Raw genomic sequence first — 26,251 nt, 5'->3', positions numbered from 1 at the left:
TCCGTCAGTCACTACGCTGCTCAGTTGCCGTCCCGGTACCGCTGGGTCTCGACCGCTTCGTACAACGACTTGATGTTCGAACTGCCGAACGTGCTCGCGCCCGCCCGCTCGATGATCTCCAGGAAGATCGTGTTCCTCGGGTGCACCGACTTCGCGAAGATCTGGTAGAGCTGACCGCCGTGGTCCTCGTCCAGCAGGATGTTCAGTGCGTGGAGCTCCTCGACACTGTGCCGGTCGGGCTCAACGCGCTCGGCCAGCAAGGTGTAGTAAGCGTCCGGAGTGGACAGGAACTCGATGCCGCGGTCCCCGATCTGCCCCACGGAGGCGAGAATGTCGTTGGTGCGCAGCGCCATGTGCTGCACGCCGGGCCCGCCGTGGTCCTTCAGGAAGGCGTCGATGTGCCCGGCCTCCAGCGAGACGTCCGACTCGATGAGCGTCAGCGTGACCGCCCGCGACTTGCTCTGCACGACCTTGATGTACATCGCCTGGTCGCCTGCCTCGATCCGCTCGGTGAGCGTGAGGTCGAAGTCGAGCGCCTGCCGGTAGAACTCGACGGTGTCGTCGATCTGGCCCGGCTCCACGACGACCGCGAAGTGGTCGACGGCGGTCAGCCCGAGGCCGTCGCCGTCCCCGGGAACGGAGACGGAGCCCAGCCCGCGCGCCTCGTACGCGGCTGAGCCGGCCGGACGCTGCACGAACGTGTGCGTCACGTCGCCGAAACCCATGACCGACGCGGTCACCACGTCGTTGCGCTCGGCCGGCGGCGCGACCGGGCGCGCGCCACCGCGCACCGCCTGTTCGAAGGCGCCGGCCGCGTCCGGCACCCGCAGACCGATGTTGGCCACCCCGTCACCGTGCCGCTCGACATACGCGGCCGCCGGGTGATCCTGCTCGACCGCCTGGGTCAGCACCAGGTCGATCTCGCCCTGCCCGACCACGACCGACCGGACATCCCCTGACAGGTCCACAGGAATCGCACGTACCGCGCAGCCGTAACCATCGACAAGCCAGTTGATACTTTGCTCGATGTCCGCGACATAGAACTCGACATAATCAACGGCCATGTTTTCGAATACTTGCGCTCGCGATATCGTCATCTACCCTCCAGGAGCTGCCAGAGACGCTGACATACGAGACTCCCACTGACGTTGACATCCGGTACACACACGCGCATCTTTCTGATTGCCGAGGAACCGTTACCCCGAGGAGAGCATCATGACCGCCACCTACACCTTCGACGTCTTTTCGAGCCTCGACGGTTTCGGCGCCCACAGCGGCGACTGGGGCGGCTACTGGGGCAAGCAGGGCCCCGAGCTGCTCGACCACCGCCTTGCCCTGTACAGCGAGGATCAGCGGATGGTCTTCGGCGCCACCACGTATCGGAGGCACGCGCGGATGCTGGCCGCGAGCGCCGATGGCGCCGAGGTTCGTGACCCATGGGTCACCCGGATGAGGGACCTGCCGGCAACGGTGGTGTCGAGCACGCTGAAGGGAGCGCTCGACTGGCCGGATGCGACAGTCGTGAGCGGCGACCCCGTCGACATCGTCGCCCGGCTCAAGGAGGAGTCCAAGGTGCCGTTGCGCTCACACGGCAGCCTGACGTTGAACAGGGCCCTGATGGCCGCCGGGCTGGTCGACCGCGTCCAGGTGACACTCTTCCCGGTGATCTCCGGTCAGTCCGGAGTGGACCCGGTGTTCCAGGACGCGGCTGGCTTCGACCTCGAGCTGATCGAGAGCCGGACGCTCGACGGCCACACCCAGGAGCTCACCTACCGGCCCACCCCGCATGCCTGAACCATCGCCGAAAGCGCGTTTCCCGGACCATTCACAGATAATTAACCCATTGAGCATCCTGGAAGTTGTCCACGCACGAGCCGCGACTCTACGCTTCTGGTTTCTGAAACCCCAAACCCGTGCCGGAGCCTTTGTCGGCGTTCATCCGTCGCCCGTAGCTGAGGGAGAAATTCGTGGGCACAATCCATGATCTGGACGTCACGCGTGGCGAGAAGGCCTGGCTGACGATCGGTGACACCGAATTCCATTCGCGACTGATCGTCGGGATCGAGCAGTACGACTCGGTGACCGACGTCAAGAACGTGCTCGAGGCGACCGGAGCCGACGTGTTCATCACGACCGTCGACCCGGACAGCAGGCGCTCCAGCCTGCTCCTGTCCGACCTCGACGCCGAGTTACCGCTGGACCAGTTCGTGTGGATCGGCACGACATCGTTCTCCCGGTCGAAGGAGAGCGCGCTGCGGACCGCCGAGATCCTGCACGACTCACTGGGTATCAACATCCTGAAGCTCGACGTGCGCGGTCACGACAACGTGCCGGACAACCGGCAGACCGTCGAGGCGGCGGCCGAACTGCGTGCGCGGGGCACCCACCTGCTGCCGTTCATCCTGCCCGACCTCGGCGTCGCGCGGGAGCTGGTGGACCTCGGGTGTTCTGCGCTGCGGGTGATGGCCGCCCCGGTCGCGTCCGGCCGCGGCATCGTCGACCCGAGGTCGATACGCACCATCATCGAGCAGTGCGAGATCCCGGTGGTCGTGGAAGGCGGCCTCGGCAGCGCGAAGCACGTCGCACTGGCCATGGAGCTGGGAGCGGCCGCGACGCTGGTCAACACCGCCCTTGTGCAGGCGGGCGACCCGATCAAGATGGCGAGGGCCATGCGCCACGCCACCATGGCCGGCCGGCTGTCCTACGAGTCCAGGCCCATGGCCGGGGACGCACTGGCGGCATGACGCGATGACAGTGCGTCAACCACAGCCCCACCCCGTGTCCCCGGGTGCGGGCACCGGGCCGCGGCGACGGGCACTCGCCCTGCTCGCCGCGGCCACCGCGGTCGGGAGCACCGGCCTCGCCGCGGGCGGCACGGCAGGCGCGCTGCTGGTCGTGGACATCACCGGGGCGCACGCGATGGCGGGTGTTCCGCTGGGACTGCTCGTCGTTGGCTCCGCCGCCGGCGCGCCGCTGCTCGCCCAGCAGGCGGCGGCAGGCCGCCGCGTCCGGGGCCTGGCGCTGGGCTACGCCATCGGTGTGGCAGGCGCCCTGATCGTGGTCCTTGCCGCACTGTGGCAGAACCTGCCCCTTCTCCTCGCGGGCAGCTTCGTGCTCGGGGTGGCGAACTCGTCGGTGTTCATGTCGCGATACGCGGCCATGGACGCGGCCACCGAGGGCACCAGAGGCCGGGCGATCGGCGTGGTCTTCGCCGCCATGGCACTCGGCGCCATCGTCAGCCCCACCCTGCTCGGACCGAGCGGGTCCGTGGCGCGGGCGATGGGCCTGCCGCCGCTGGCGGGTCTGTACCTGGTGGCGGTGCTCGCGTTCGGCGGCGCCGCGGTGCTGCTCGCCGCCCGGTCCGGTGCGCTCGCCACGCACCCCGAGCCCGGGGACGGGCGTGGCATCGTGGCCGTCCTGGCCGACACGATGCACCGCCCGGCGGCGGTGACGGCCGTCATCGTCCTGGCCGCGACGAACTTCGTCATGGTCGGTGTCATGACCATCGCGCCGGTGCACCTGACCGGGCACGGGCATTCGCTGGGCCAGGTCGGCGCCATCATCGCGCTGCACGTCACCGGGATGTTCGCGGTGGCGCCCCTGACCGGGCTGCTGGCCGACCGGGCAGGACCGGCCGTCGTAGCAAGGCTCGGTGGCCTGCTGCTGACCGTCGCCATGGTCATCGGCCTGTTCGTCGAAGGCTCGGGCGTCCTGGTGATGACCGTCCATCTCCTGGTTCTCGGCGTCGGCTGGAACTGTGGCGTCGTCGGCGGCAGCACGCTGCTCGGCACGGCTGTCCCCGCGCGGACGCGGCCCCATGTTGAGGGCATCGCGGAGGTGATGATGGGGCTCGCCGCGGCCGCCGCGGGCCCGGTCTCCGGCCTGGTCGCCGAACTCGGCGGTTATCTCACGTACTGCCTCATCGCCATACCGGCCGCCGTGTTCCTGTTCCTGAGGAGGATCCCCGCGTGAAACTGCTGACGCTGAGCAACAGCTGTCCCCGGTGGGACGCCGGTGGGCTGTTGCCGCGCTCGCCGGGTGGGCTGGTGCCGATGCTCATCGCGCTGCTCACCCAACACGGCGGGCACTGGGTCTTCACGGCTCCGCCCGGCAGCCCGTCGACGGGGTCGGTGCCACTGGACGGCGATGTCTGGCTGCATCCGGTGGAGCTGGACGAGACCTCCCGGCAGCAGCACTACGACACCGTGTCCATCGGACTGCTGCTCGGGATGCTGCACTACCTGCACGACACGTCCAGGCAACCGGTCGTCGACAGCGACATGGTCGAGGCATGGGGCGGGTACGAGGAGGTCAACCGGACCTACGCGAGGCGCCTCGGCGAACTGGCCGGCAACGCGGCTGACGAGCTGGTGCTGATCAACGACCCGCATCTGATGCTGGTGCCCGAGTACTACGCCGAACAGGGAGAGCGTGCGAACCGGTTGGCGTACTTCCTCGGCACGCCGTGGTGCGAGCCGGACTACTTCTCGATCCTGCCGGGCTGGATGCGCACCAGGATCCTGGCAAGCCTGCTGCGATGCGATGTCGTTGGCTTCCACGCGGACCGCTGGGTGGACGCGTTCCTCGCGTGCTGCCGCCGGTATCTGCCAGGCGCCACGATCGACGGCAACACGATCCGTTACCGGGGCGGGACGACGCGGATGGTCGCCGTACCGTTCCCGCTCGACGTGGACACGGTGGAGCAGGTCCGCGAGGAGCCCGCGACCACCCGCTGGCAGGGCAGGCTCGCCGAACTCGCGGCCGGTCGGCGGATCCTGACCAGGGCCGACCGGCTGGATCTGTGGAAGAACATGACCCGGGGCTTCCTGGCCTACGAGGCGATGCTGGCGCGGCGCCCGGAGCTCGCGGGCGAATGCTGGTTCGCCTCCGTCGCGACCGTGCCAAGCCGGGCAGCCGCACGACACGACACCTACCGGCAGGAGACCGAGGCGGTCGTGCGCAGGATCAACGAGCGCTTCGGCACTCCTGACCGGGAGGCGGTCTCGCTGATCTACCCGGGAACGGGTGGCGACTCACGCAACTGCGTGATCGCGGCACTCGGCATGAGCGACGCGGCACTGGTCAACTCCACCTACGACGGGCTCAACCTGTTCGCCAAGGAAGCGGCACTGGTGCTTCCCGACTCCGCGACGATCCTGCTGTCGGAGAACGCGGGCGTGCACGAGCAACTCGGCGAGTTCGCCGTCGCGATCGATCCGTTCGACATCGACCAGACCAGTGCCGCCATGGAGGCCGCACTCGACGGGCGGAGCACGCGAACCGGTGACGCGACCGCCCGCCGGGCGCTGCTCCGCGAGGAGAGCGCACAGCGGTGGCTCGACGCGGTGTTCTCCCGGGACGACACCGGCCACTTCGGTACCCGGGCCGCCTGAGCGGAGAGCTTTGACGGATCAACCGAACAAAGTGGTGGCAGAGATGAACAGTGAACTCCATGTACAAGCCGGCCTCTGGCACGGCAACGCGGTGCTGTTCCTGGAAGGCGAGGCACCCGACCGGCGAACCGGTGGCGGCATGGCCGAGGACGCGCTGTACCAGGTGGCGCTGCGCGGCGGCCTGCGACTGACCACCGACCTGGCACTCCTCGACCCGAGACCCGTGCGGGCCTGGCGAGTGGTGATAGACGACGATCACCAGGTGACCCTCGAGTGGCCGCACCACCGGCCCCTGTTCGACCACATCCCGCTGGACCTGCCGGAGGGCTGGCTCCCCACCGCCACCGAGACCGGCGTGGTCCTGCTCTTCGCGGGCTACGGCCTGAGCATGCGCGAACACGCCACCGACGGCGAGAGCCATCCCTTGCGGCACATGGAACACGTGGCCTACACCGGCGCACTGGCGGCCGGTGCGGTGCGGGTGTCGCTGCCGGTCGAACCGCGGTACCCGGTGGACGTGGCGATCCCGGCCAGCCGGTCCCCAATGGACGAACCGGCGCAGGAGCCCTTGCCACGCGGGCAAAGGGTCATGACGGGCTGAGCCGGCCGCGAACGTCCTTCGGAATGCGGTGTTCGCGTCGTGGGCTGGAGTCGTGCCGGTGCGGTCGTTTAGCGTTGACGGCATGGGATCCACAGTCGAGGACCTGCTGGCGGTGTTGCCGGCCGACCGGGTGATCACCGACCAGGACCTACTGGCCGGCCACCGCCGCGACGAGGCCGATCTGTGCGCAGCCGGCACGCCGCTCGCCATGGTGCGCCCGCAGGACACCGGGGAGGTCGCCGCCACGGTCCGGGTGGCCGCCGCGCACGGCGTGCCGGTCGTGCCACAGGGTGCGCGCACGGGGCTGACGGGCGCGGCCAACGCGGTCGACGGCGCTCTGGTCGTGTCACTGACCGGGTTGAACCGGATCCTCGAGATCGACCCGGCCGAGCGGATCGCGGTCGTGCAGCCGGGTGTGGTCAACGCCGAGCTGCGCCGCGCCGCCGCCAAGGAGGGCCTCGCCTACCCGCCGGACCCCGGTTCCTGGGAGTCCTCGACGATCGGCGGCAACGTCTCGACCGACGCTGGCGGGATGTGCTGCGTCAAGTACGGCGTCACCGGCGAGTACGTGCTCGGCATGGAGGTCGTGCTCGCCGACGGCGAGATCCTGCGCTGCGGCCGCCGCACGGTCAAGGGCGTCGCGGGCTACGACCTCACGGGGCTGTTCGTCGGCTCGGAGGGCACGCTCGGGATCATCACCGAGATCACCGTCCGGCTCCGGCCATCGGCCCAGGACGCACTGACCATGGTGGCCGTGTACCCGACGGTGGCGGCCGCCGGGCGGGCGGTGTCGTCGATCACCTCGGCCGGCCACGTGCCGAGCATGCTGGAGCTGCTCGACCGCACACACCTGCGGGCGATCGAGGCGTACCAGCCGATGGGCCTTTCCACCGACGCCGCCGCGATGCTGCTGGTCGCGACCGACACCGGCGACCGCGCCGCGGCCGACCTCGCCCTGATCGCGGAGTGCTGCCGGGAAGCGGGCGCGAGCGAGCTGTACGTCGCCGACGACGCGGTCGAGGCGCAGGCGTTGACCTCGGCCCGCAGGCTCGCCCACCCGGCAATGGAACGCCTTGCGGCGCAGGCGTTTCCCGGTGGCCGGGGCGGCCTCGTGGTGGACGACGTCGCGGTGCCGAGGTCACGGATCGTCGACCTCGTCACGGGCGTCGAGGAGATCTCCGCACGGCACGGCGTGCTGGTGGGTGTGGTCGGGCACGCCGGCGACGGGAACCTCCACCCGGTCATCGTGGTCGACCTTGCCGATCCGTCCAGTGTGGACAGTGGACGGGTGGTGTTCGACGAGATCATGCGGCTGGGGCTGGACCTGGGCGGCACCTGCACCGGCGAGCACGGCGTCGGCCTGCTCAAGCGGGACTGGCTCGCACGCGAGCTCGGTCCCGTCGGCATGCGGGTCCACCGGGCGGTGAAGGCCGCGCTCGACCCGGCCGGAATCCTCAACCCCGGAAAGGTGATCGCGCCGGACTGACGCACGAGGGGAGATGGCGGCGGCCGTCCCGGCTGGGAGCATCGGAACCGGATGCCGGGAGGAGACGCGATGGTGGTGGACGGCGAGTTCCCCGCGGTGGCCGTCATCGCGGGGACACCCTACGACTCCGTGCTCGGCGCCGAACTGCTGCGCGCCGAGGGGGTCGCCGCGGTACCACACGCCATGGCGGCGACGCCGGACGAGCAGGACTCGTTGCAGTACCGGGATCCCGACGGCCTGGCGGCCGCGTTCCACGAGCGTCTCGCCGAGTTTCGTGCGGGCGGGACCGAGCTGGCGATGCTGTTCTGCAACTCGATGTCCGCGGTGGTCGACCACGACGACGCCGCGCTGCCGGTGGTCTCACCCGTCACCGTCTACAGTGAACTGCTGCCGAAGCTGCGCTCATCGTTGGTGGTCACCGGGAACGCGCAGGCCGTTCTCGGGGTCGAACGCACCGCGTGGCGGACCGCGCCCGGCCACCGGATGCTCGGCGTGTCGGATCCCGCGCTGGTGCGCGGGATCGAGGCCGGTGACCCGGAAGCCGCCTTCGCCGCCTCGCACCTGCCGACCAGCCTGCGGCTCGCCGAGCAGCTCGGCCTCGACGCCGTCGTGCTCGCCTGCACGCACTTCACGTCCGTCCTACCCTTCGTCACCGCCTCCTGCGAACTGCCAGTCATCGACGTCGGCAGCCGGCTCGTCGAGCTGATCACGCTGGCCGCCAACGGATCGGAGCACCATGGTTGAGCTGTCCCGCGCCGGCCTGCACGTCTCGGTCTCCGACCCGGTGGCGACGTCGATGAACTTCCTCAACGAGATCGCGGGCCGGTACCCGGACGCGATCTCGCTCGCCGCCGGCAGACCGTACGACGGGTTCTACTCGGTCGAGGACATCGTCCGGTACCAGCGGTCCTATGTGGACCATCTGCGGAACGGCGGGCTCGCCGAGGAGCGGGTGCGCGGTCTGCTGCTGCAGTACGGACGCACCAACGGCCAGCTCGGCGACCTGATCGCCAGGATGCTCGAGATAGACGAGGACATCGTCGTGCCATCGGAGTCGGTGATGGTCACCGCGGGCTGCCAGGAAGCCATGATCATCGCGCTGCGCGCGCTCTGTGCTGGCCCCGACGATGTCGTTCTCGCGGTCGAGCCCTGCTACGTCGGGCTGACCGGCGCGGCCAGGATCCTCGGCGTCGACGTGGTGCCCGTGCCGGAAGCCGCCGGCGGACTCGACCCGGACGCCGTCGCGGAGGTCGCGCGGCGGGTCCGCGCGGCGGGCAAGCGGCCCCGTGCGCTCTACCTCGTGCCGAACTTCTCCAACCCGTCGGGCATCTCGCTCTCGACGGCCATTCGCCGCCGGCTGCTCGAGGTCGCGGGCGAGCAGGACCTGCTGCTGCTCGAGGACGACCCGTACGGCCTGTTCGGACTGGACGACGAGCCGCGCCCGGCGCTGAAGTCGCTGGACACCGATGGCCGCGTGATCTACCTGGGATCGTTCGCGAAGTCCTGCTTCCCCGGCGCCCGCGTCGGCTTCCTCGTCGCCGACCAGACCGTGGTCGGCGACGAGGGCGGGCGCACCCTGCTCGCCGACGAGATGTCGGCCATCAAGAGCATGCTGACCGTGAACACCTCGCCGATCTCGCAGGCCGTCATCGGCGGCGTGCTCGTCGAGTCGGGCTGCAGCATGCGCACCGCCAACCAGAACAAGCTCTCGTTCTACCGCAACAACCTGCGCACCATGCTCGCCGCCCTGGAGGAGCACTTCCCGCAGCCGGAACGCGGCATGCGCGGGGTGCGGTGGAACGTGCCGACCGGCGGGTTCTTCGCGGTCGTGGACGTGCCGTTCGCCGCAGACGAGAAGCTGCTCGAACTCTCCGCTGAGCAGTTCGGTGTCCTGTGGACCCCGATGAGCTTCTTCTACTCCGATGGCGGCGACCACGCGCTCCGGCTGTCCTGCAGCTACCTGGCGGCGGAGCGGATCGCGGAGGGCGTGCGGCGGCTGTCCCGGCTCGTCGCCGAGCACGCGTGAGTTCGGCATCCCAGGAGATGCACGCTTCGCCGGCGGCGGAACAGACTTGCGCACCTGTTGGCTGCGCGGTCCAGGTTCTGCCGCGTTTCGGGTCGGCCTCGGGGCCGGCCCGGTGATCGGGTTGGAGTGGCCGATGAAGTTTCGTCCGAACGGTTTACCCAAGCGCGCGGCGATCACCGTCGTCGCTGCCCTGTTGATGGCGGGCGGAGGTGCGACCCCGGTATCGGCGGGCGGCGGTGGCGCGGCGACGTACCCGCCAAGGCACGCGGGCCCGAGCGGCGACGGCACGGCCGTCACCCCGGTCGGTCATCGGGTGACACCCGCAGGCCACCAGACCAACCTTGGCGAACTACCGCTCCACGCGGTGTTCTTCCCGGACCGCAGGCATGTCCTCGTCGCGAACGCCGGTGACGGCGTGCAGTCTCTGCAGGTCGTGGACGCCACCACCAGCACGGTGACGCAGACGATCTCGTACCTGCCACCGGAGTCCCTGTCCACGGGCCTCGCGTTCAGCCCGGACGGCACGCACGTGTACGTCAGCGGTGGCGGCAGCAACAAGATCCGCGTGTTCGGTGTGTCCGGCGCGCGCCTGACCGAGCAGGCGCCGATCCCGCTGCCTGCCACGGCCAACCTCTCCCCGACCGGTCTCGCCGTCACCCCGGACGGCGCCCGGCTCGTCGTCGCCGACCAGTTGACCGATGCCGCGACAGTGGTCGACCTGGCCACCGGCCACACGAACACGATCACCATCGGCAACGCCCCGTACGCGGTCGCGCTGTCGAAGGACGGCCGCACCGCCTACGTCACCAACCAGGGCGGCAACACGGTCAGCGTGCTCGACGTGCGCACCGGCACGCCTGCCCTGCTCGCCACGATCACCGTCGGCACGCACCCCAACCAGCTGGTCCTCGACCAGACCGGCCGCACGCTCTACGTGTCGGGCGGCGACTCCGACCAGATCAGTGTCCTCGACACGGCGGCCAACCGCGTGGTGAAGACCATCAGCCTGGCGCCGTACGAGAACGCGCAGGTCGGCACGAACCCGGCCGGCCTGACCCTCTCGCCGGACGGGCGCCGCCTCTACGTCGCCAACTCCGGCAACAACGACGTCGCGGTGATCGACCTGAACCGCGGCCGGGTCGCCGGTCTGATCCCGACCGCGTGGTATCCGACGTCGGTGCTCGCGACGGCCGAGCGGCTGTTCGTCCTCAACGCCAAGGGACTCGGCGCAGGACCCAACCCCGACGGCCCCAACCCCTACATCGACTACCCCCACTCGGTCGAAGACCCTCGGTGGCGGGCACAGTTCGTCGGCACGATGATGGTCGGCACGCTGTCCACCATCCCGCTGCTTCGCGACGATGGCAGGCAACTGGCCGGGTGGACCAGGCAGGTCGCGGACAACAACGGCTTCGCGCTCGCCGACCGGGTGCGCGGCACAGCGGGTAACTCGGTCGTGCCAAGCCGCATCGGCGGATCGACGCCCATCGAGCACGTGATCTACGTGGTCAAGGAGGCCAGGCCCTACGACCAGATGCTCGGCAACCTGGGCAAGGGCAACGGCGACCCGAGCCTCGCCCTGTTCGGCGACGACAGCAAACCGAACCACTACGCGCTGTCGAACCGGTTCGTCACGCTGGACAACTTCTACTCCAACGCGGACGTACAGGCGCAGGGCTGGAACTGGGCCGTGGCGGCCAACTCCAACCTGTACACCCAGCAGACGTGGGTGGGCAGGCACTTCCGCCAAACCCACCCGACCCCCTCCGAGAGCAGCGACCCGGTCATCGCCCCGAACCGGAACCCGGCCGACGCCTACCTCTGGGACAGGCTGGCGAGCAAGGGAGTCTCCTTCCGCAACTACGGCTTCTACGTGACGCCGGACGCGGCGGGCAAGATGCGGGCCGTCGACCCGACACTGGACGCGAACACCAACGCGGACTACATGGGCTTCAACCCCAACTGCCCCGACTCGGCGGGCACCTTCCCGCCGCAGGGCAGCGAATGCCTGACGCCGCGCATCGAGGAGTGGAAGCGGGAGTTCGCGGGCTACGTTGCGAACAGCGACCTGCCCACCGTCCAGTTCGTCCGGCTGCCCAACGACAACACGTTCGGCAACTGGCCGGCCAAGCCGGTCCCCTCCGCGTACATCGGTGACAACGACTGGGCCCTCGGCCAGCTGGTCGACGCGGTGTCGCACTCGAAGTACTGGGCCAGCACGGCCATCTTCGTGACCGAGGTCGACGCCCAGGCCGGTGCTGACCACGTGTCCGCGCACCGCACCATGTCCCTGGTGATCAGCCCGTACACGCAGACCGGCAAGGTGGACTCCACCTTCTACAGCACGGTGTCCATGCTGCGCACCATCGAACTGATCGTCGGCATCAAGCCGCTGACCCAGTTCGACGCGTACGCGACGCCGATGTCGGCCTCCTTCACCAACCGCCCGGACTTCACCCCGTACGCGGCGGTCAAGCCGACCACGTCGTTCACACCGGTCAACCCACCGTACGAAAACGACAACTGACGAACGTATTCACGACTTCGGGGTGTGGCTCAGGTGAGCCACACCCCGAAGTCGTGAATACGTTCGTCCCGGCGAGGGCCGATATCACTCTCAGCACTCAATCGACCACCCACACCTGGCACTATGGAACGTGTCGACGTGCGTTTTCCATGAAAAACTTGGCCGACCGAATTGATCGGTAAGACCGATACGGGTCACTCAAGTCAGCACGACCAATGGAGCGCACCATGGCATACAAGACAGCCGAATCTCGTTCGGGATCCTCGATGGCGCGAACGGTGCCCTTGCGCTTACCCTCGCTGACCGGCACACGTTTCGTCGCGGCCGTTCTCGTCTTCCTGTTTCACGCGACCGTGTTGTTTCCCTTCGCCTCACCGGGCGCGCAGAAGAGCGCGACGACACTGTTCGCGACGGCCGGCTGGACGGGGGTGACCTTCTTCTTCGTGCTCAGCGGCTTCGTCCTCACCTGGGCCGTGCGGCCGGGAGACACGGCGCCGCAGTTCTGGCGGAGACGGTTCTTCAAGATCTACCCCAACCACCTGCTCACCTTCCTGGCCGCGCTCATCCTCCTGACCGGCGTCACCAAGGCAACCATCCACGGTTGGGACAGCGTGCTGAACGTGCTGCTGCTGCAGTCCTGGGATCCCGATCTCAGCGTCCGCACCGGCTTCAACGTGGTGGCATGGTCGCTGTCCTGTGAGGCGCTGTTCTACTTCTGCTTCCCGTTCCTCATCAGGCTTGTCGACAAGGTCCGGCCGGAGCGGCTGTGGTTCTGGACGATCCTCTCGGCCGCCTCGGTGATCTCCCTGCCGACCTTCGCGAAACTGCTGCCGGCCGGCCAGCAGTTCCCGTACGGCTTCTCCGACTGGGAGCTGTGGTTCGTCTTCCACTTCCCCCCGACGCAGATGCTGACGTTCGTCTTCGGCATCTTCATGGCGAAGATCGTGCTCACCGGAAGACGGCTCCCGGTGTCCTTCGGCGGCGCGGTCGCGCTGACCGTCGTCGCCTACTTCGTCACCCCGCTGTTCGGGCCGCTCTACCAGTTCAGCGCGGTCATGCTGGTCCCGATCGGCCTGCTCGTCGCCACTACCGCGGCCGCCGACGCGGGTAGCCAGCCGATGTTCCTCGGCAGCAGGAAGATGGTCTGGCTGGGTGACATCTCGTTCGCCTTCTACATGTGGCACGTCCTGGTGATCACCTACGGCCACCATTTGCTTGGCGCGGGTGAGAACTGGAGCACGTCGACCGCGATCGCCGTGATGGTCCTGCTGTTCGCGGCGACCCTGGCGCTGTCCTGGGCGACCTTCAGGTTCGTCGAACGGCCCCTCATGAGGCGGTTCGCCACCTCGCGGCGCAGGCGCGAGCTGGCCGCGGTCACGGCCGGCTCGACAAGCGTCCACAGCGACCGGGACGCGTAGCACCAGAGGTACCATGAAGGGGCGTCGGGCGCGATCCCGGCGCCCTTTCGTTGTGCCGCAGGCAATCCATCGATCGGGCGGGGCACCCAGTACACCGGCCGCCCGGGCCGGGTCAGTGAGCGCCCCGTCGGCGGTCAGGAACACCGGCGGGGCATCGACGATGGATGCCATGCCATCAACGGTAACGGATGGCACCGACACGACTCCAGCCCGCGACGCGATCGCAGCATTTACGAAGGAATCTCCGTTGCGTATGGCAATACATTCCACGCACGTGCACACGGCAAAGCCCGCGCGTGGAGAACGCGCGGGCTTTGCCGTGTGTTTACCGGTTTACGCCTATCCTTCGACGGCTGACGCGGTCTCGGGTTCCGAATCGGCCTTGTCGTCGTCCTTCTTGGCGTTGTCGTCAACCTCACCCTGCGCGTTCTTCGCGCCCTTGAAAGCACGCAGGGCGAGTACACACAGACCCGCGTAGAAGATGGCGCTGATGACACCCACCACGTGCAGGCCGGAGGTGAACGCGTCGCGGGCCGAGGCCAGCAGGTCGCCGCCCTGCTCGGCGGGCAGCCGGCCGGCCACGTCGACCGCACGGTCGACGCTTTCCCTGGCGGCGTCGGCCGCATCGGGTGGTACCGCGCCGAGCGCACCCTCCACATTGGTCCGGTACACCGCGGTCCCGAGCGTGGCGAGCGTCGCGATGCCGAGCCCGATGGCGAACTCGGTGGCCGTCTGCACGATCGACGCCCCGGAGCCTGCCTTCTCCGGCGGCACCGAACCCATGGCGAAGTGGTTCGCGAGCGCGGCCAGCGGCGCGGTGCCGAGCATGACGACGCACATCGCGAAGAAGATCGTCGAGGGGCCGGAGGTCGAGTCGGTCTGCGTGAAGATCAGGTAGCCGATACCCGCGACGAACAGCCCGCCCGCGATCAGGTACGCCGGACGGATGTGGTTCGCCACCGACGGGGTGGTCAGGCTGGCGATGATCATCAGCGCGTTGGGCACCAGCAGGAGCATGCCCGCCGCCAGCGGGGTGAGGCCGGTGACGTTCTGCAGGTACAGCGTGACGAGCAGGAGGGTGCCCGCACCCACCAGGGCGGTCACGAAGAACAGAGCCACCGTGGAACGGAAGATGCGGTTGCCGAACAGGCGCAGGTCGAGCAGCGGGTGCTCCAGGCGCCGCTGCCGCTGGACGAACACCACCCCTACCCCGATGCCGAACACCAGCGCCGCGGCGGGGAACAACTCCCAGCCGTTGCGCGCCAGCTCCTTGAGCCCGTAGACGAACGGCAGGATCGCCGCGAGGGACAGCACGACGCTGACCGGGTCGAGCTTGCCCGCCTGGGGTGACCTCTGGTCGGGCAGCAGGGAGGGGCCGAACACCAGCAGCAGCACGATTCCCGGCACGGACACCAGGAACACCGAACCCCACCAGAAGAAGTTGAGCAGCACGCCACCGACGAGCGGACCGAGCGTCGACCCGGTCATGAAGCAGGCCGTCCAGATGGCGAGGGCTTTGGCGCGTGGCTTCTGCTCGGTGAACATGCTGGTGACCAGTGCCATCACCGACGGCAGCACCGCGGCACCCGCCACGCCGAGCAGCGCACGGCTGGCGATGAGCATCTCCGGGCCGGTGGAGAACGCCGCCGACACCGAAGCGATGCCGAACAACGCGGCACCGGCGAGCAACAGTTTCTTCCTGCCGATCCGGTCACCGAGAGTTCCCATGGTGACCAGGAAGCCCGCGATCACCAGCCCGTAGATGTCCACGATCCACAGTTGCTGGATGCCGGTCGGCGCGAGATCGGCCGTGAGGTGCGGAACCCCCAGGTACAGCACGGAGAAATCCATCGAGACGAGAAACGTGGGCAAGCAGAGCAGGGCCAGTCCCACCCATTCCCGCCGCCCGGGTACGCGCGTCGTGTCTACAGCAGTCACGATCAAGTCCTGTCTTCGGCGCGTACCCGTGGCGACGCGCACTGTCATACGGTTGTCATGGCGGCGCGATGGCCGCCGCTTCACTCGCTCAGCGTGGCCTCGACCTCGAGCTGGATGTCGATCTTGTCGCCGACGAACACCTTGGAACCCTCGGTCGCGATGCCGAAGCTGACGCCGAACTCGCTGCGGTTGATCGAGGTCGTGCCCTCGAACCCGAGCCGCTGCTCGCCCTGCATGCCCGTCGGGTCGACGCCGAGGAACTCGACCTCGATGTCCACCGCCTTGGTGATGTCGAGGATCGTCAGGTCCCCGGTGAGGACCCACTTGTCGCCAGTCTGGCGCACGGCCGTGCTGGCGAAGGTCATCTTGGGCGTCTGCTCGACGTCGAAGAAGTCCTTGGTGCGCAGGTGGTTGTCGCGCATCTCGTTGCCCGTGTCCACCGAGGACAGTTCGATGACCACGTTCACGGACGACGCGTCCAGGGTCTCGCCGGCCACGATCTCGCCGGTGAACTCGGTGAATCTACCCCGCACCTTGCTCATCAGGTGGCGCACGGAGAAACCAACCCACGAATGAGAGGGATCGATCACCCAGGTCCCGGCCGCCACTCCTGGCAACGGACTCGTACCTGCGGTGTCGACCACAGCCTCGCTCATAATACCTCCCAGATCGATGAACTCTGCCATTTGACCACCGAAAGACGGCCGGCAATCGTTCCCTCAGATTCTTGACATCGCCGGGTTGCCCGGCATCTTCGAAAGTGCGATGTCCCGGCGGTTCCACGTCCAGGTGACAGGTCACCCGAACGGGTGGGCGACGCCGACATCGTCATGCCGCCGCGGACAGCGCACCCGTGAGGCGGACGGGCAGGTGACGGTGCCCGTTCATGATGAACGTGGGATAGGGCACGAGGTCCTTGGGATCGACGGCGAGCGTCAGGTCGGGGAAGCGCTCGAAGAGCGCGGAGAGGCTCGCCTTGGCCAGCATCCTGGCGATGCCGGCACCGAGGCAGTAATGCGGGCCATGACCGAACGACAGGTGCTCCTTGTCGGCGCGGGTGATGTCGAACGTGGCCGCCGACCCCCCGTGCAGCGCCGGGTCGCGCCCGAGCGCGGCGTAGTTGACCAGGATCGGGTCGCCCTTGGGAATGGTCACACCGTCCAATTCGATGTCCTCGACCGCGAACCGCAGCGGCAGGCTCGCCAGCGGCGACTGCAACCGCAGCACCTCCTCGATGACCTCCTCCCACGAGACCTGTCCCGACTTGACCAGCTCGAGCTGCTCTGGGTGGGTGAGCAGCGCGGTGACCGCGTTGTCGATGAAGTTGATCGTGGTCTCCGAGCCGGCGCCGAGGATCGCGAAGACCGTGTCGGTCATCTCCTGCTCGGTCATCCGCGAGCCGTCCTCGTCCCGCGCGGCGATCAGGTCGCTCGTGATGTCGGGGCCCGGCTCGGCCCGCTTGAGCGCGATGAGGTCGGCGATGGCGTCACGCCAGCCCAGCAGCGTGTCCTGGGCCTGCTCGGGGGTCACGTCCGTGGCGACCATCAGGTCGATCATCTTCGCCGCCGCCACCCTGGCCTCGTCCGACATGCCGATGAGCTCGGCGACGAGCATGCCGGGCAGCGGGTAGGCGAACTGCGTCTTCAGATCGACCACCTCGTCGGCGGCCGCAGCGGCCGCCAGGCCGTCGAGCAGCATGTCGATCATGGCCTGCGCCTTCGGGCGGACCTCGTCCGGCCTGCGCGCGTTGAACGCCTTACTGGTCAGCCGCCGCAGCCTGCGGTGGTCCTTGCCGAACGTGGTGGAGATGTTGTCCATCGCCACCCAGCTGATCATCTCCCAGTCGGACGGAACCTCGCCGTTGATGAACGCAGGCCAGTGGTTGCGGGCGCTCTTGCTGACGTTCGGGTCGCTCAGCAGCTTCTTGCTGACCTCGTAGCTGTTGACCGACCAGGCCAGCACGCCACCGGGCAGTTCCACCCGGGTGGCGGGGCCGAGCCCGCGCAGGTGGTCCGCTTCCGCGTGGATGTCACGGCCAGTGCGGTCCAGGATGAAGGGACGGTCTGTTGTCATGGCAGTCTCCCGGTATTTCGCGATGCGACGCTGGCTGATGAGGGTGACTGTGCACCCGGGCAACGAATTCCGCCGGAACCCAGGAATGGCCGGGTGGCTACGAACGTCACCCAGCCATTCGCCGTACTCGACTGTCGTACTACTGCTTTCTGGCGCAGAGGATTACGTAGGTCACGTCCTCCGGGCCCAGGTGGAATGCCTCTCGCATTCCCGTCCTCATGGCCTCGGCCAGCTCATTGCCGAACTCCTCGGCGATGGGACCGCTCACCTTGTCGAAGTGGGCGAGGTGGCGCTTGCCGGTGTTGACGTACACGCGGGCACTCTGGATCCGCTCCTCGACCACGAAGCCCGCGGACTCGAACGCCGTGACCCAGCTGTCCATCGTCATGGGCTCGCGGGCCTGGGGAAATGGCTTCCCCAGCGGTGAGGCGTCCGTCGTCTTCGCTATCTCGGACATGGCGACGCGACCGCCGGGCCGGAGCACGCGGTGGAACTCCAGCAGCGCCTTTTCCAGGTCGTAGGCGTTGAAGAGCGACTCGAACGCGACCAGGGCGTCGAAGTGATTCTCGGGGAACGGCAGCGTGTGGTAGTCGGCGACCTCGAACCCGACCTGGTCGGACACACCAGCGTCGTTCGCCCTGGCCTTGGCCTTCGCTGCCTCGGCGGGGCTGATCGTGATGCCGGTGACCCGGACGTCGTACTCGCCCGCGATGTCTATCGTCGCCGTGCCGGTGCCACAACCGGCGTCCAGCAGGCTCTCGCCAGGACGCAGGCCGAGCACGTCCACGATCTTGCGGGTGAGTCGCCCCGCGCCCTCCTCCAGCGAGGCGTCGTCGGCGTCGTCGTACCAGTAGCCCTGGCGCTGGTAACCACCGAAGTACTTGTCGGCCATGACGCTCGCGCCGTCGTAGAACTCAGCGATCTCGGCCGGTGTCGAGTTCAGTTCGCTCACGGAAAATCCCCTATGGTGTCGGGTTTGGCTTCCTCAGCGCCGCAATGCCGAGTCCGGAGAGCGGAGCGACGAGGTCAGCAGCTCCCGGTATTCCTCGACCATCGCGACAATGCTCGGCTCATCGAAATCGAGGCTGTTGTACTTCACCAGGCCCACCATGCCGTCGCCTGCCGGGTCAAGATCGAAGTCCCACAGGTTTCCGTCCGGAATTTCCGAGGTGTCCTTGGCCGAGATCAACCGCCTGCGCAGGCCCGTGTAGCCGACGTCGCCGATGACCTGCTCGTCGAGTGTCGCCGGGTAGTGGTTGACCTCGAACGCGCTGACGACACCGTTGGGATCCATGAAAGGCTGCATCAGTTCCGGCTCGGCCTGGGCCGCGATCTCGCGGAACGGCAGCTCGTAGGAGATCGCCTCCAGCAGGGTGGCGCGCGTCTTGTTCACCAGGTCGCGGAAGGTCACGCAGTCGGACACGTCGGTCCGGACCGGCATGAAGTTGAAGAACGGACCGACCGTCTCGTGGAACTCCGGCTCCGCGCGACCGGAGGTCAGGGTCGGCGCCACGATGTCGTTCACGCCCGTCCTGCGATGCAGGAACAGGTTGAAGCACGCGTAGAGCACCATGAACGCCGAGCTTCGCGTCGACTTGGCCAGCGCGTTGGCGGCGGTGTAGAGCCGCTGGTCGAACAGGAACCGGTACACCGAGTACACCGGCGGGACCTCCAGCCGCCTGACCCGGTCGGGAGGGATGGTGACGAACTTCCCGCCCGCCAGCTTGTTCTGCCAGTACTTGCGCGCGACGTTCGCGGACTCCTCTGCCAGCTCCTGCTGCTGCCATGCCGCGTGCTCGCCGTACTGGCGCATCTCCGGCAGCTCAGGCACCGGCAGCCCACGACGGGACGCGTAGCGGGTGGCGACATCACGGAGGATCAGGTGGATGGACCATGCGTCGCTGACCGTGTGGTGGGTGACGAGCACGAGTACCGCGTCGCCGTCGTCGAACCGCCCCAACCTGGCTCGCAGCAACGGCATCTGCCTGAGGTCGCACCTGCCGGTGCCCTCGACCTCGTTGAGGAACTCGTGCGCGCGCCGTTCGCGGGTGTCCTCGTCCACCGAGGACGAGAGATCGCTGACCGTCAGCTCGACGGCGCTCGGCGGAAAGACACGGGCGTAGGGCTCGCCGTCGTCCCTGACGATGAGGGTGCGTAACCCCTCGTGCCGCGCGGCGACATCGTCCAATGCGGACTGCAGCGTCGCCAGGTCCAGGTGACCCTTCAGGCGCCAGCCCGCGGTGATGAGACTCCGGGGGCCGAACGCACCAAGGTCGTTGCCCCGGTCGAAGGCGCACATGAATGCCTGGTTGGCCGAAAGATGACGCCGTTCAGTTCCGTCGCCGACGATCGGGAGTTCTTTTTCGATGGTCATCGGACCGTAGTTCCTCTCATGCGCGCCTGTCTTCTGGCTCGTACGATCTCCCAGGCTGCGATTCATCGTGCCCGCCAACCATGTCGTCGGCATCTTGGTTCGTGCTGCGCCACCGATCAGGACCGCAGTGCGAGAGATGCGCCGCGATCGGCCGGAAGACGACAATGAGCCGCATTCCTGAATTCGACGGACGATTCGACGGATGGGGAGAAACACCCGTACCCGACACTGGCCCACCTTCCTGACCGAGCAAGGGAGAAACAGATGCCAGAAGCAGCACGATGGGAGCTGCTGGTCAAGCGCGACGAGCTTGGGGTCACCGAGGTGCGCCGGGTCGCGACGCCGGAGCTGGCGGCGGACCAGGTCGAGCTCGCCGTCGAACGGCTGGCCCTGACCATGAACAACGTGACCTATGCCCGGTGGGGCGATCCGCCGATGCACTTCTGGGCCACGTTCCCCACCGCGGATCCGGCCTGGGGCCGGGTTCCCACGTGGGGCTTCGCACGGGTGACGCGCTCGCGCCATCCCGGCTTCGGGGTCGGCGAGCGCTTCTTCGGTTTGCTGCCTCCCTCGAGCCACCACCTCGTGCTGCCCGCACCCATCTCGGCAGGTTTCGCCGACACCACACCGGACCGGCACTACCCGCAGCCGTGGTACCGGACCTTCCGGCCCTCGGGCGAGGCCGACCACCGCGAGGACCGCAGGACGCTGGTGCGTCCGATCTATCCCGCGTCGTTCCACGCCGCCGAGCTCCTGGCCGGCAAGGCGGGCGATGACGGGTTGACGGTGCTGGTCACGTCGGCGTCGAGCAAGGTGGCGATCGGGATCGCGCATCGCCTGCACGGCAACCCGAACGTGCGGACCGTCGGGTTCACCTCAGAACACCACCGCGAGTTCGTGGCAGGCCTCGGACTGTACGACGCGGTGGCCGGTTACCCGGACCTCTCGGTGGTCACCGCCGACGGTCCGGTGGCCTGCGTCGACATCACCGGCGACAACGCGGTGGTGTCCGCCATCCACGGCGCGTTCCGGGACAGCCTGGTGCATTTCGCGTTGCTGGGCTGGACCCACGGCGCGCAGCCACCGCTCGACCTCGCCGATCCCGCTCCGGAGGTCCTCTTCTCTCCCGGCTTCGAGCAGAAGGCGATCGAGGCGGAGGGCGAGGACGCGTTCTTCGCTCGCTACCATGCGGCGGAGAACGAGTTCATCGATGCGACGGAGTCGTGGCTGACCGTCAAGAACGACGGTGGCCCCGACGCGGTGGCGGCGGTCTTCGCCAGCCTGGTCGACGGGACCCATCCTCCGGACAGTTGCACCGTTCTCGTTCCCTGACGACAAGATCGCCACGATGGTTGTCAGTGATTTCCGACCGAATTCCGGCCCGCATTCTCCGGAACCTTCTTCGAGATTGCTCTGCCTTCCGTCGAGCCCGCGTCCCCGACCCGGCGGGGATACGCTGGTGCCCGCACACCAAAAGGGACTCAACCACGAGATGATGAGAAGGGACCGCGATCGTGAAGCTCACTACCACCACGTGTATCACCGTCGACGGAGTGATGCAGGGACTCGGCGGTCCGGACGAGGACCGCAGCGGCGGATTCGAGCGCGGCGGTTGGCAAGGACCGCTGTGGGACAACGAGGCGGGGAAGTTTCTGAACGAGGTCTTCTCGCGCGCCGACGCGTTCCTGCTCGGCAGGCGGACCTACGAGATCTTTGTCGCCTACTGGGGAGCGATGGCGGCGGATCCTGGCGACAACGTCATCGCGCTGGCGTTGAACTCGCGGCCCAAGTACGTCGCGTCCAACACCCTCACCGACCCGCGGTGGGCGGACACGACCGTCCTCTCCGGTGATCTCGCGGCCGCCATCGGCGAGCTGAAGGCCAAGCAGGACGGGGAGCTGCAGGTGCACGGCAGCGGCGCCCTGATCCGCTGGCTACTCGACAACGAGCTCGTCGACGAGATCAACCTGCTCGTCAGCCCCGTGATCGTCGGCCAGGGCACGCGCCTGTTCCCAGACAACGGCCTGGACACAGCGCTCGAGCTGCTGGAGTCGCGGCCAACGCCGAACGGGATGACGATCCAGGTCTACCGGCCCACCGGCCGCCCGGAGTACGCGAGGTCCGACTCCTGAGGCACGTGACGTAGGCGTTCGCCGCAGACGCAACAGCAGCTCCAGGTCGTTGACCGGACCGGTCGACGACCATTGGCAGGCACCCGGATGCCCGGATCAGGCGCCCGGGTGCCTGTCACGTTTCCGAGGCGGCTGGGACGTCTTTGCGCATCCAGCGAGATGCGTCGACGTCGGCACCTCCAGCATCGTATGCACAGAGAATCAGGGCGCAACACGTCGGGTTCACGTCGATGCTATCGAAAGGTGAGGTGTCCCGGTGACCGAGCAGACCAGGCCGCTGACCGGTGCGGAGTACCTCGAGAGCCTGCGTGACGACCGGGAGATCTACCTCTACGGCGAGCGGGTCAAGGACGTCACCGAACACCCGGCTTTCCGCAATCCGGCGCGGATGAACGCGCGGCTCTACGACGCCCTGCACGACCCGGAGCACCACGACGTGCTCACCACCGCCACCGACGCCGGAGGCGATGGCTACACGCACCGCTTCTTCGCGACGCCGCACAGCGCGGAGGACCTCGTCGCCGACCAGAAGGCCATCGCCGCGTGGTCCAGGCTGAGCTATGGCTGGATGGGGCGCACCCCGGACTACAAGGCCGCGTTCCTCGGCACCCTCGGCGCCAACGCCGACTTCTACAACCCGTTCGCCGACAACGCCAGGCGCTGGTACAAGGAGTCCCAGGAGAAGGTCCTCTACTGGAACCACGCCTTCGTGCACCCGCCGGTGGACCGGGACCGGCCGCCGCACGAGGTCGCCGACGTGTTCGTCCACGTGGAACGCGAAACCGACAGCGGGGTCATCGTCAGCGGTGCCAAGGTCGTCGCGACGGGATCCGCACTGACCCACTACAACTTCATCGCCCATGACCGGCTGCCGATCAAGGACCGCAAGTTCAACATCGTGGCCACCGTGCCCATGGACGCACCCGGCATGAAGCTCATCTGCCGCCAGTCCTACACGGCCGCGTCCACGCTGACCGGCAGCCCGTTCGACTACCCGCTCTCCTCACGACTGGACGAGAACGACACCGTCCTGGTGATGGACAAGGTACTCATCCCGTGGGAGAACGTGTTCATCTACGGCGACGTCGCCAAGGTCGGCATGTTCACCGGGAACTCCGGGTTCAACGAACGAGCCCAGTTCCACGGCGCGACCCGGCTCGCGGTGAAGTTCGAGTTCCTCGCGGGCCTGCTCGCCAAAGCACTCGAGATCACCGGCGTCAGCGACTTCCGCGGCGTACAAACCCGACTCGGCGAAGTCCTCGCCTGGCGCAACCTGTTCTGGGGCCTCTCCGACGCCGCCGCCCGCAACCCCGTACCGTGGCGAAACGGCTCGGTGCTGCCGAACGCGAACTACGGCATGGCGTACCGGTGGTTCTCCCAGCTCGGCTACGCCAGGATCCGGGAGATCGTGTTGCAGGACGTCGCAAGTGGACTCATCTACCTGAACTCCAGCGCGAAGGACTTCCAGAACCCCGAAATCCGGCCGTACCTGGACAAGTACCTGCGCGGCTCACACGGCATCGACTCCGTCGAACGCGTCAAGGTGATGAAACTCCTGTGGGACGCGGTCGGCACCGAGTTCGGCGGCCGCCACGAGCTGTACGAACGCAACTACACCGGCAGCCACGAGAACACCAGGGTCGCGCTGCTGATGGGTCAGATGGCCGACGGGCAACTCGACGGCTACAAGGCGTTCGTCGACAAGTGCCTCGCGGAATACGACCTGGACGGCTGGCAGGTACCCGACCTCGCCTCCTTCGAACAACTCGGCCAGATGGGCCGCGACCTCCTCAGCTGAGGTCCCCGTCAGAGGCGGGGTGTCGTGCCCGGATCCACCGGATGCGCGATGCCCCGAAAGAGTGCTCACCCGCCAGTCGGCCACCAACCCAAGAGTCTGCCCGACGGCCGACTCCCAGAACTGATTAGGCGCTTTCGGGACGTTGAGGCGTCCTGAAAGCGCCTTTCGGGCACTCCGGCACCGCACCCTGCGGGTGCGGTGCCGGAGTGGGTCAGGCCGTTACCGTGAGCGCGTCCGGGGTCTTGGACGGGCAGGCGAGTACCGCCGCGTTGTGGCGGTCGAGCAACGCCTGTGCCTGCTCGTTCGCCGCGTGGAATCGGGTTGCCGGGTCCGCTCCCCTGAGCAGCACGTCTTCCATCGCCGCGATCGTGGCGCCGTTGATGCCGTTGAGGTTGCCGAGCAGCGGCCCGGCCGATGCCCGCGTCCGGTTCGGCGACGCGACCTGCTCCGTCGCGACGCGGTAGCCGGGGAACGGCTCGACCCACCGGTCCGACGTGACGTGTTCGTACGCCGCGAGGGTCAACGGGAGTGAACGGTCGGCTATCCGCGCTATCGCGTGCTGCGGGTTGAGCTGGTGCTGGAGGAAGGCGAGCGCGCCGTCCTCCTTCTCCTTCGGCAGGCCGCCCGCCAGGAAGAACGACTGGCCGCCGAAGGGCCCGCCGGTGTAGGGCTGGTCGTCGAAACGCGGCAGGTGACCCGCCACGAGCTCGATGCCCGCCTCGGTGGCCATATCCGTCATGAGCTGACCGACCGCCGACGACGTGACCACGAAGGCGACGTCCTGACGGGCAAAGGCCGCCATGCCACCGAAGTAGTCGTTCACCTCACCGGTGTAGTAGTAGTGGCCGCTCTCGTGCATGCGCTGCCACCACCGCACGTAGCTGAGCATCTCGGGGGAGTCGAGGAAGACCTCGGAGGACCGGCCGGACCGGCCGTTGTCGTTGTCGCAGAGCAACCCGCCCTGCCCGACGACCTCCGTGTGGAACAGCCAGCCGTAGTTGGGCCAGGTGACGCCGTGCGCCGGACCGTCGGGCAGCTCGGCGACGGCGGCACACGCGGCCGCCAGCTCCTGCCACGTCGCAGGCATCCGTTCGACGCCCGCGCGCTCGAGTACGGCCTTGTTGGCGTAGAAGATGTTGCTCGTCACGGACGTCGGCACGGAAACCAGTTCGCCGCGCAGGCTCCAGTAGTCGCGCACCGAGGGCACGAGGTCGTTGATGACCACCGGCTCCCCCAGGATCTTGGCACGGTCGCCGACCGCACGCTGGACCGGCACGAACAGCGGTTCACCGGCCGGGCCTCGGGTGTCGAGCGCCACCTGGGTCGCCGTGTAGACGTACTCCGCGAGGGCCGGCGCGTTTCCCTGCGCGGCCGCCTCGGCGACCACCTTCGGCAGCTCACGGAAGTCGACCTTGCGGATCCGCACCTCGTACTCCGGGTGCGCCCGGTTGAACGACTCGGCCGCCGCCACGATCGGCTCACCAAAACCCGGCAGCTTCTGATCGTCCGAATCTTCGAACTTCGGGCTGTCCCCAAGCCATACGTCGATGATGATCGGCGCGTCGGTTTCGATCGAATCCGGCACAGCATCCTCCGTGACTTATTCGACTGTTCAGCCTGTGCACCGTCGAGCCGATTCATGCCAAAATCACTGTCTCCGACATCGAGACTGGCATTCGTCGCACGTGCGCGCACCTCCGCGATTGCTCTCCACGTGCGGCGCGTCGCACTTTTCGAGATGCCGCCGGTATTCCTGGGTGGGACTATTTTTGTGCGTGCGTACTATTACCAGGAGGAAATGCTGATGGCGACCGGCGAACTGGACGAGATCCAGCAGTACGTGGTGGACGTGTCGCTCCGCGAGGACGCCATCGCGCATGAGCTGCGGATGGCCACCATGCGGCTGATCCAGCACGGCATGCTGGCCCCACCGGAAGAGGGGCAGTTGCTCCGCTTCCTCGTCGGACTGATCTCCGCCACCACCGTTGTCGAGGTCGGGACGTTCACCGGCTACAGCGCGCTGGCCATGGCCAGCGCGCTTCCCGAGCACGGCCGCCTCATCACCTGCGACGTCAGTGCCGAGTGGGCCGACATCGGCAGGCCGTTCTGGGCACGGGCTGGCGTCGCCGACCGCATCCAGTTCGAGCTGCGTCCCGCGGTCGAGACCCTGGACGCGCTGCTGGCCGACGGGGCAGCCGGCACGGTGGACTTCGCCTTCATCGACGCCGACAAGCAGAACTACTCCACCTACTTCGAACGGTGCCTCGAACTGCTCCGGCCGGGCGGACTGCTGGTGCTGGACAACGTGCTCTGGTCGGGCAGGGTGGCGCGGAAGGGCTTCAGCGACCCGGAAACGGACGCGCTACGCGCCCTGAACTCCGCACTGCGCGACGACAAGCGGGTCGAGCTCAGCATGCTCCCCGTCTTCGACGGCGTGACGCTGGTCTACAAGCGCCCCGACGACCTGCACGAACCGCGATGAGGC

Annotated in this window: 21 protein-coding genes; 14 read left to right on the top strand and 7 right to left on the bottom strand. The window is 67.9% G+C overall.

The annotated features are described in order from the left end of the window. Positions 1–20: 20 nt before the first annotated feature. On the bottom strand, positions 21–1,064 hold the full coding sequence (gene hppD / locus WBA97_RS27480; protein WP_424233828.1) for a 4-hydroxyphenylpyruvate dioxygenase: 1,044 nt from the start codon (positions 1,062–1,064) through the stop codon (positions 21–23). A 151-nt stretch (positions 1,065–1,215) separates the two neighbouring features. Between hppD and WBA97_RS27475 the strand changes: the two genes are divergently transcribed. The 10 genes from WBA97_RS27475 to WBA97_RS27430 all read left to right on the top strand — a co-directional run bounded on the left by WBA97_RS27475 (position 1,216) and on the right by WBA97_RS27430 (position 13,451). Continuing rightward, positions 1,216–1,794, top strand: coding sequence for a dihydrofolate reductase family protein (locus WBA97_RS27475; protein ID WP_424233827.1), 579 nt, complete (start codon positions 1,216–1,218; stop codon positions 1,792–1,794). A 173-nt stretch (positions 1,795–1,967) separates the two neighbouring features. Beyond that, on the top strand, positions 1,968–2,744 hold the full coding sequence (locus WBA97_RS27470; protein WP_424233826.1) for a hypothetical protein: 777 nt from the start codon (positions 1,968–1,970) through the stop codon (positions 2,742–2,744). A gap of 4 nt (positions 2,745–2,748) precedes the next feature. Further along, positions 2,749–3,972 (top strand): MFS transporter, encoded by a 1,224-nt coding sequence (locus WBA97_RS27465; protein WP_424233825.1) that lies wholly within the window; start codon positions 2,749–2,751, stop codon positions 3,970–3,972. Beyond that, complete coding sequence (locus tag WBA97_RS27460; protein WP_424233824.1) at positions 3,969–5,393, top strand: trehalose-6-phosphate synthase; 1,425 nt, start codon at positions 3,969–3,971, stop codon at positions 5,391–5,393. Before WBA97_RS27465 ends, WBA97_RS27460 begins: the two co-directional genes overlap by 4 nt. A 43-nt stretch (positions 5,394–5,436) precedes the next feature. After that, a complete protein-coding gene (locus tag WBA97_RS27455) occupies positions 5,437–5,994 on the top strand; it encodes a hypothetical protein (RefSeq protein WP_424233823.1) in 558 nt (185 codons plus the stop codon). An 82-nt stretch (positions 5,995–6,076) separates the two neighbouring features. Next, positions 6,077–7,480 carry an FAD-binding oxidoreductase gene (locus WBA97_RS27450; protein WP_424233822.1) on the top strand — a complete coding sequence of 468 codons (1,404 nt, stop codon included), beginning with the start codon at positions 6,077–6,079 and terminating at the stop codon, positions 7,478–7,480. Between the two features lie 69 nt (positions 7,481–7,549). Next, positions 7,550–8,224 (top strand): glutamate racemase, encoded by a 675-nt coding sequence (locus WBA97_RS27445; RefSeq protein WP_424233821.1) that lies wholly within the window; start codon positions 7,550–7,552, stop codon positions 8,222–8,224. Next, positions 8,217–9,506, top strand: coding sequence for a PLP-dependent aminotransferase family protein (locus tag WBA97_RS27440; RefSeq protein WP_424233820.1), 1,290 nt, complete (start codon positions 8,217–8,219; stop codon positions 9,504–9,506). Before WBA97_RS27445 ends, WBA97_RS27440 begins: the two co-directional genes overlap by 8 nt. Before the next feature lie 133 nt (positions 9,507–9,639). After that, positions 9,640–12,033, top strand: a complete 2,394-nt coding sequence (locus WBA97_RS27435; protein ID WP_424233819.1) for a beta-propeller fold lactonase family protein — start codon at positions 9,640–9,642, stop codon at positions 12,031–12,033. Positions 12,034–12,311: 278 nt separating this feature from the next. Then, entirely contained in the window at positions 12,312–13,451 is a 1,140-nt protein-coding gene (locus tag WBA97_RS27430; RefSeq protein WP_424233818.1) for an acyltransferase family protein, read from the top strand. A 339-nt stretch (positions 13,452–13,790) separates the two neighbouring features. On the opposite strand, the gene WBA97_RS27425 is transcribed toward WBA97_RS27430, so the two are convergent. The 5 genes from WBA97_RS27425 to WBA97_RS27405 form a co-directional block, all read right to left on the bottom strand. Further along, entirely contained in the window at positions 13,791–15,389 is a 1,599-nt protein-coding gene (locus tag WBA97_RS27425) for an MFS transporter (RefSeq protein WP_424233817.1), read from the bottom strand. Between the two features lie 80 nt (positions 15,390–15,469). After that, a complete protein-coding gene (locus WBA97_RS27420; RefSeq protein WP_424233816.1) occupies positions 15,470–16,045 on the bottom strand; it encodes a YceI family protein in 576 nt (191 codons plus the stop codon). Positions 16,046–16,217: 172 nt separating this feature from the next. Next, entirely contained in the window at positions 16,218–17,462 is a 1,245-nt protein-coding gene (locus WBA97_RS27415) for a cytochrome P450 family protein (protein WP_424233815.1), read from the bottom strand. Between the two features lie 139 nt (positions 17,463–17,601). Beyond that, a complete protein-coding gene (locus tag WBA97_RS27410) occupies positions 17,602–18,414 on the bottom strand; it encodes an SAM-dependent methyltransferase (protein WP_424233814.1) in 813 nt (270 codons plus the stop codon). A 33-nt stretch (positions 18,415–18,447) separates the two neighbouring features. Next, positions 18,448–19,836 (bottom strand): condensation domain-containing protein, encoded by a 1,389-nt coding sequence (locus WBA97_RS27405; RefSeq protein ID WP_424233813.1) that lies wholly within the window; start codon positions 19,834–19,836, stop codon positions 18,448–18,450. Between the two features lie 264 nt (positions 19,837–20,100). On the opposite strand from WBA97_RS27405, the gene WBA97_RS27400 reads away from it, so the two are divergent. From WBA97_RS27400 to WBA97_RS27390, 3 genes are all read left to right on the top strand, one after another. Then, entirely contained in the window at positions 20,101–21,168 is a 1,068-nt protein-coding gene (locus WBA97_RS27400) for a DUF2855 family protein (RefSeq protein WP_424233812.1), read from the top strand. A gap of 182 nt (positions 21,169–21,350) precedes the next feature. Continuing rightward, positions 21,351–21,968 carry a dihydrofolate reductase family protein gene (locus WBA97_RS27395; protein ID WP_424233811.1) on the top strand — a complete coding sequence of 206 codons (618 nt, stop codon included), beginning with the start codon at positions 21,351–21,353 and terminating at the stop codon, positions 21,966–21,968. 256 nt (positions 21,969–22,224) lie between these two features. After that, positions 22,225–23,766 carry a 4-hydroxyphenylacetate 3-hydroxylase family protein gene (locus tag WBA97_RS27390; RefSeq protein WP_424233810.1) on the top strand — a complete coding sequence of 514 codons (1,542 nt, stop codon included), beginning with the start codon at positions 22,225–22,227 and terminating at the stop codon, positions 23,764–23,766. Between the two features lie 211 nt (positions 23,767–23,977). On the opposite strand, the gene WBA97_RS27385 is transcribed toward WBA97_RS27390, so the two are convergent. Next, a complete protein-coding gene (locus WBA97_RS27385; RefSeq protein WP_424233809.1) occupies positions 23,978–25,351 on the bottom strand; it encodes an extracellular solute-binding protein in 1,374 nt (457 codons plus the stop codon). Between the two features lie 186 nt (positions 25,352–25,537). On the opposite strand from WBA97_RS27385, the gene WBA97_RS27380 reads away from it, so the two are divergent. Continuing rightward, positions 25,538–26,248, top strand: a complete 711-nt coding sequence (locus tag WBA97_RS27380) for an O-methyltransferase (protein WP_424233808.1) — start codon at positions 25,538–25,540, stop codon at positions 26,246–26,248. Positions 26,249–26,251: the final 3 nt, after the last annotated feature.

The organism is Actinophytocola sp. (assembly GCF_049647105.1).
Taxonomy (GTDB): Bacteria; Actinomycetota; Actinomycetes; order Mycobacteriales; family Pseudonocardiaceae; genus Actinophytocola.
Note: the sequence above shows the minus strand (reverse complement) of the source record. Positions and strands in the feature narration are given on the sequence as shown.

What these genes read in the sequence shown, in the direction of transcription:
- hppD (WP_424233828.1), bottom strand. Translation starts at nt 1,064, where the DNA reads ATGGCCGTTGATTATGTCGAGTTCTATGTCGCGGACATCGAGCAAAGT.
- WBA97_RS27475 (WP_424233827.1), top strand. Translation starts at nt 1,216, where the DNA reads ATGACCGCCACCTACACCTTCGACGTCTTTTCGAGCCTCGACGGTTTC.
- WBA97_RS27465 (WP_424233825.1), top strand. Translation starts at nt 2,749, where the DNA reads ATGACAGTGCGTCAACCACAGCCCCACCCCGTGTCCCCGGGTGCGGGC.
- WBA97_RS27455 (WP_424233823.1), top strand. Translation starts at nt 5,437, where the DNA reads ATGAACAGTGAACTCCATGTACAAGCCGGCCTCTGGCACGGCAACGCG.
- WBA97_RS27450 (WP_424233822.1), top strand. Translation starts at nt 6,077, where the DNA reads ATGGGATCCACAGTCGAGGACCTGCTGGCGGTGTTGCCGGCCGACCGG.
- WBA97_RS27445 (WP_424233821.1), top strand. Translation starts at nt 7,550, where the DNA reads ATGGTGGTGGACGGCGAGTTCCCCGCGGTGGCCGTCATCGCGGGGACA.
- WBA97_RS27440 (WP_424233820.1), top strand. Translation starts at nt 8,217, where the DNA reads ATGGTTGAGCTGTCCCGCGCCGGCCTGCACGTCTCGGTCTCCGACCCG.
- WBA97_RS27435 (WP_424233819.1), top strand. Translation starts at nt 9,640, where the DNA reads ATGAAGTTTCGTCCGAACGGTTTACCCAAGCGCGCGGCGATCACCGTC.
- WBA97_RS27420 (WP_424233816.1), bottom strand. Translation starts at nt 16,045, where the DNA reads ATGAGCGAGGCTGTGGTCGACACCGCAGGTACGAGTCCGTTGCCAGGA.
- WBA97_RS27415 (WP_424233815.1), bottom strand. Translation starts at nt 17,462, where the DNA reads ATGACAACAGACCGTCCCTTCATCCTGGACCGCACTGGCCGTGACATC.
- WBA97_RS27405 (WP_424233813.1), bottom strand. Translation starts at nt 19,836, where the DNA reads ATGACCATCGAAAAAGAACTCCCGATCGTCGGCGACGGAACTGAACGG.
- WBA97_RS27400 (WP_424233812.1), top strand. Translation starts at nt 20,101, where the DNA reads ATGCCAGAAGCAGCACGATGGGAGCTGCTGGTCAAGCGCGACGAGCTT.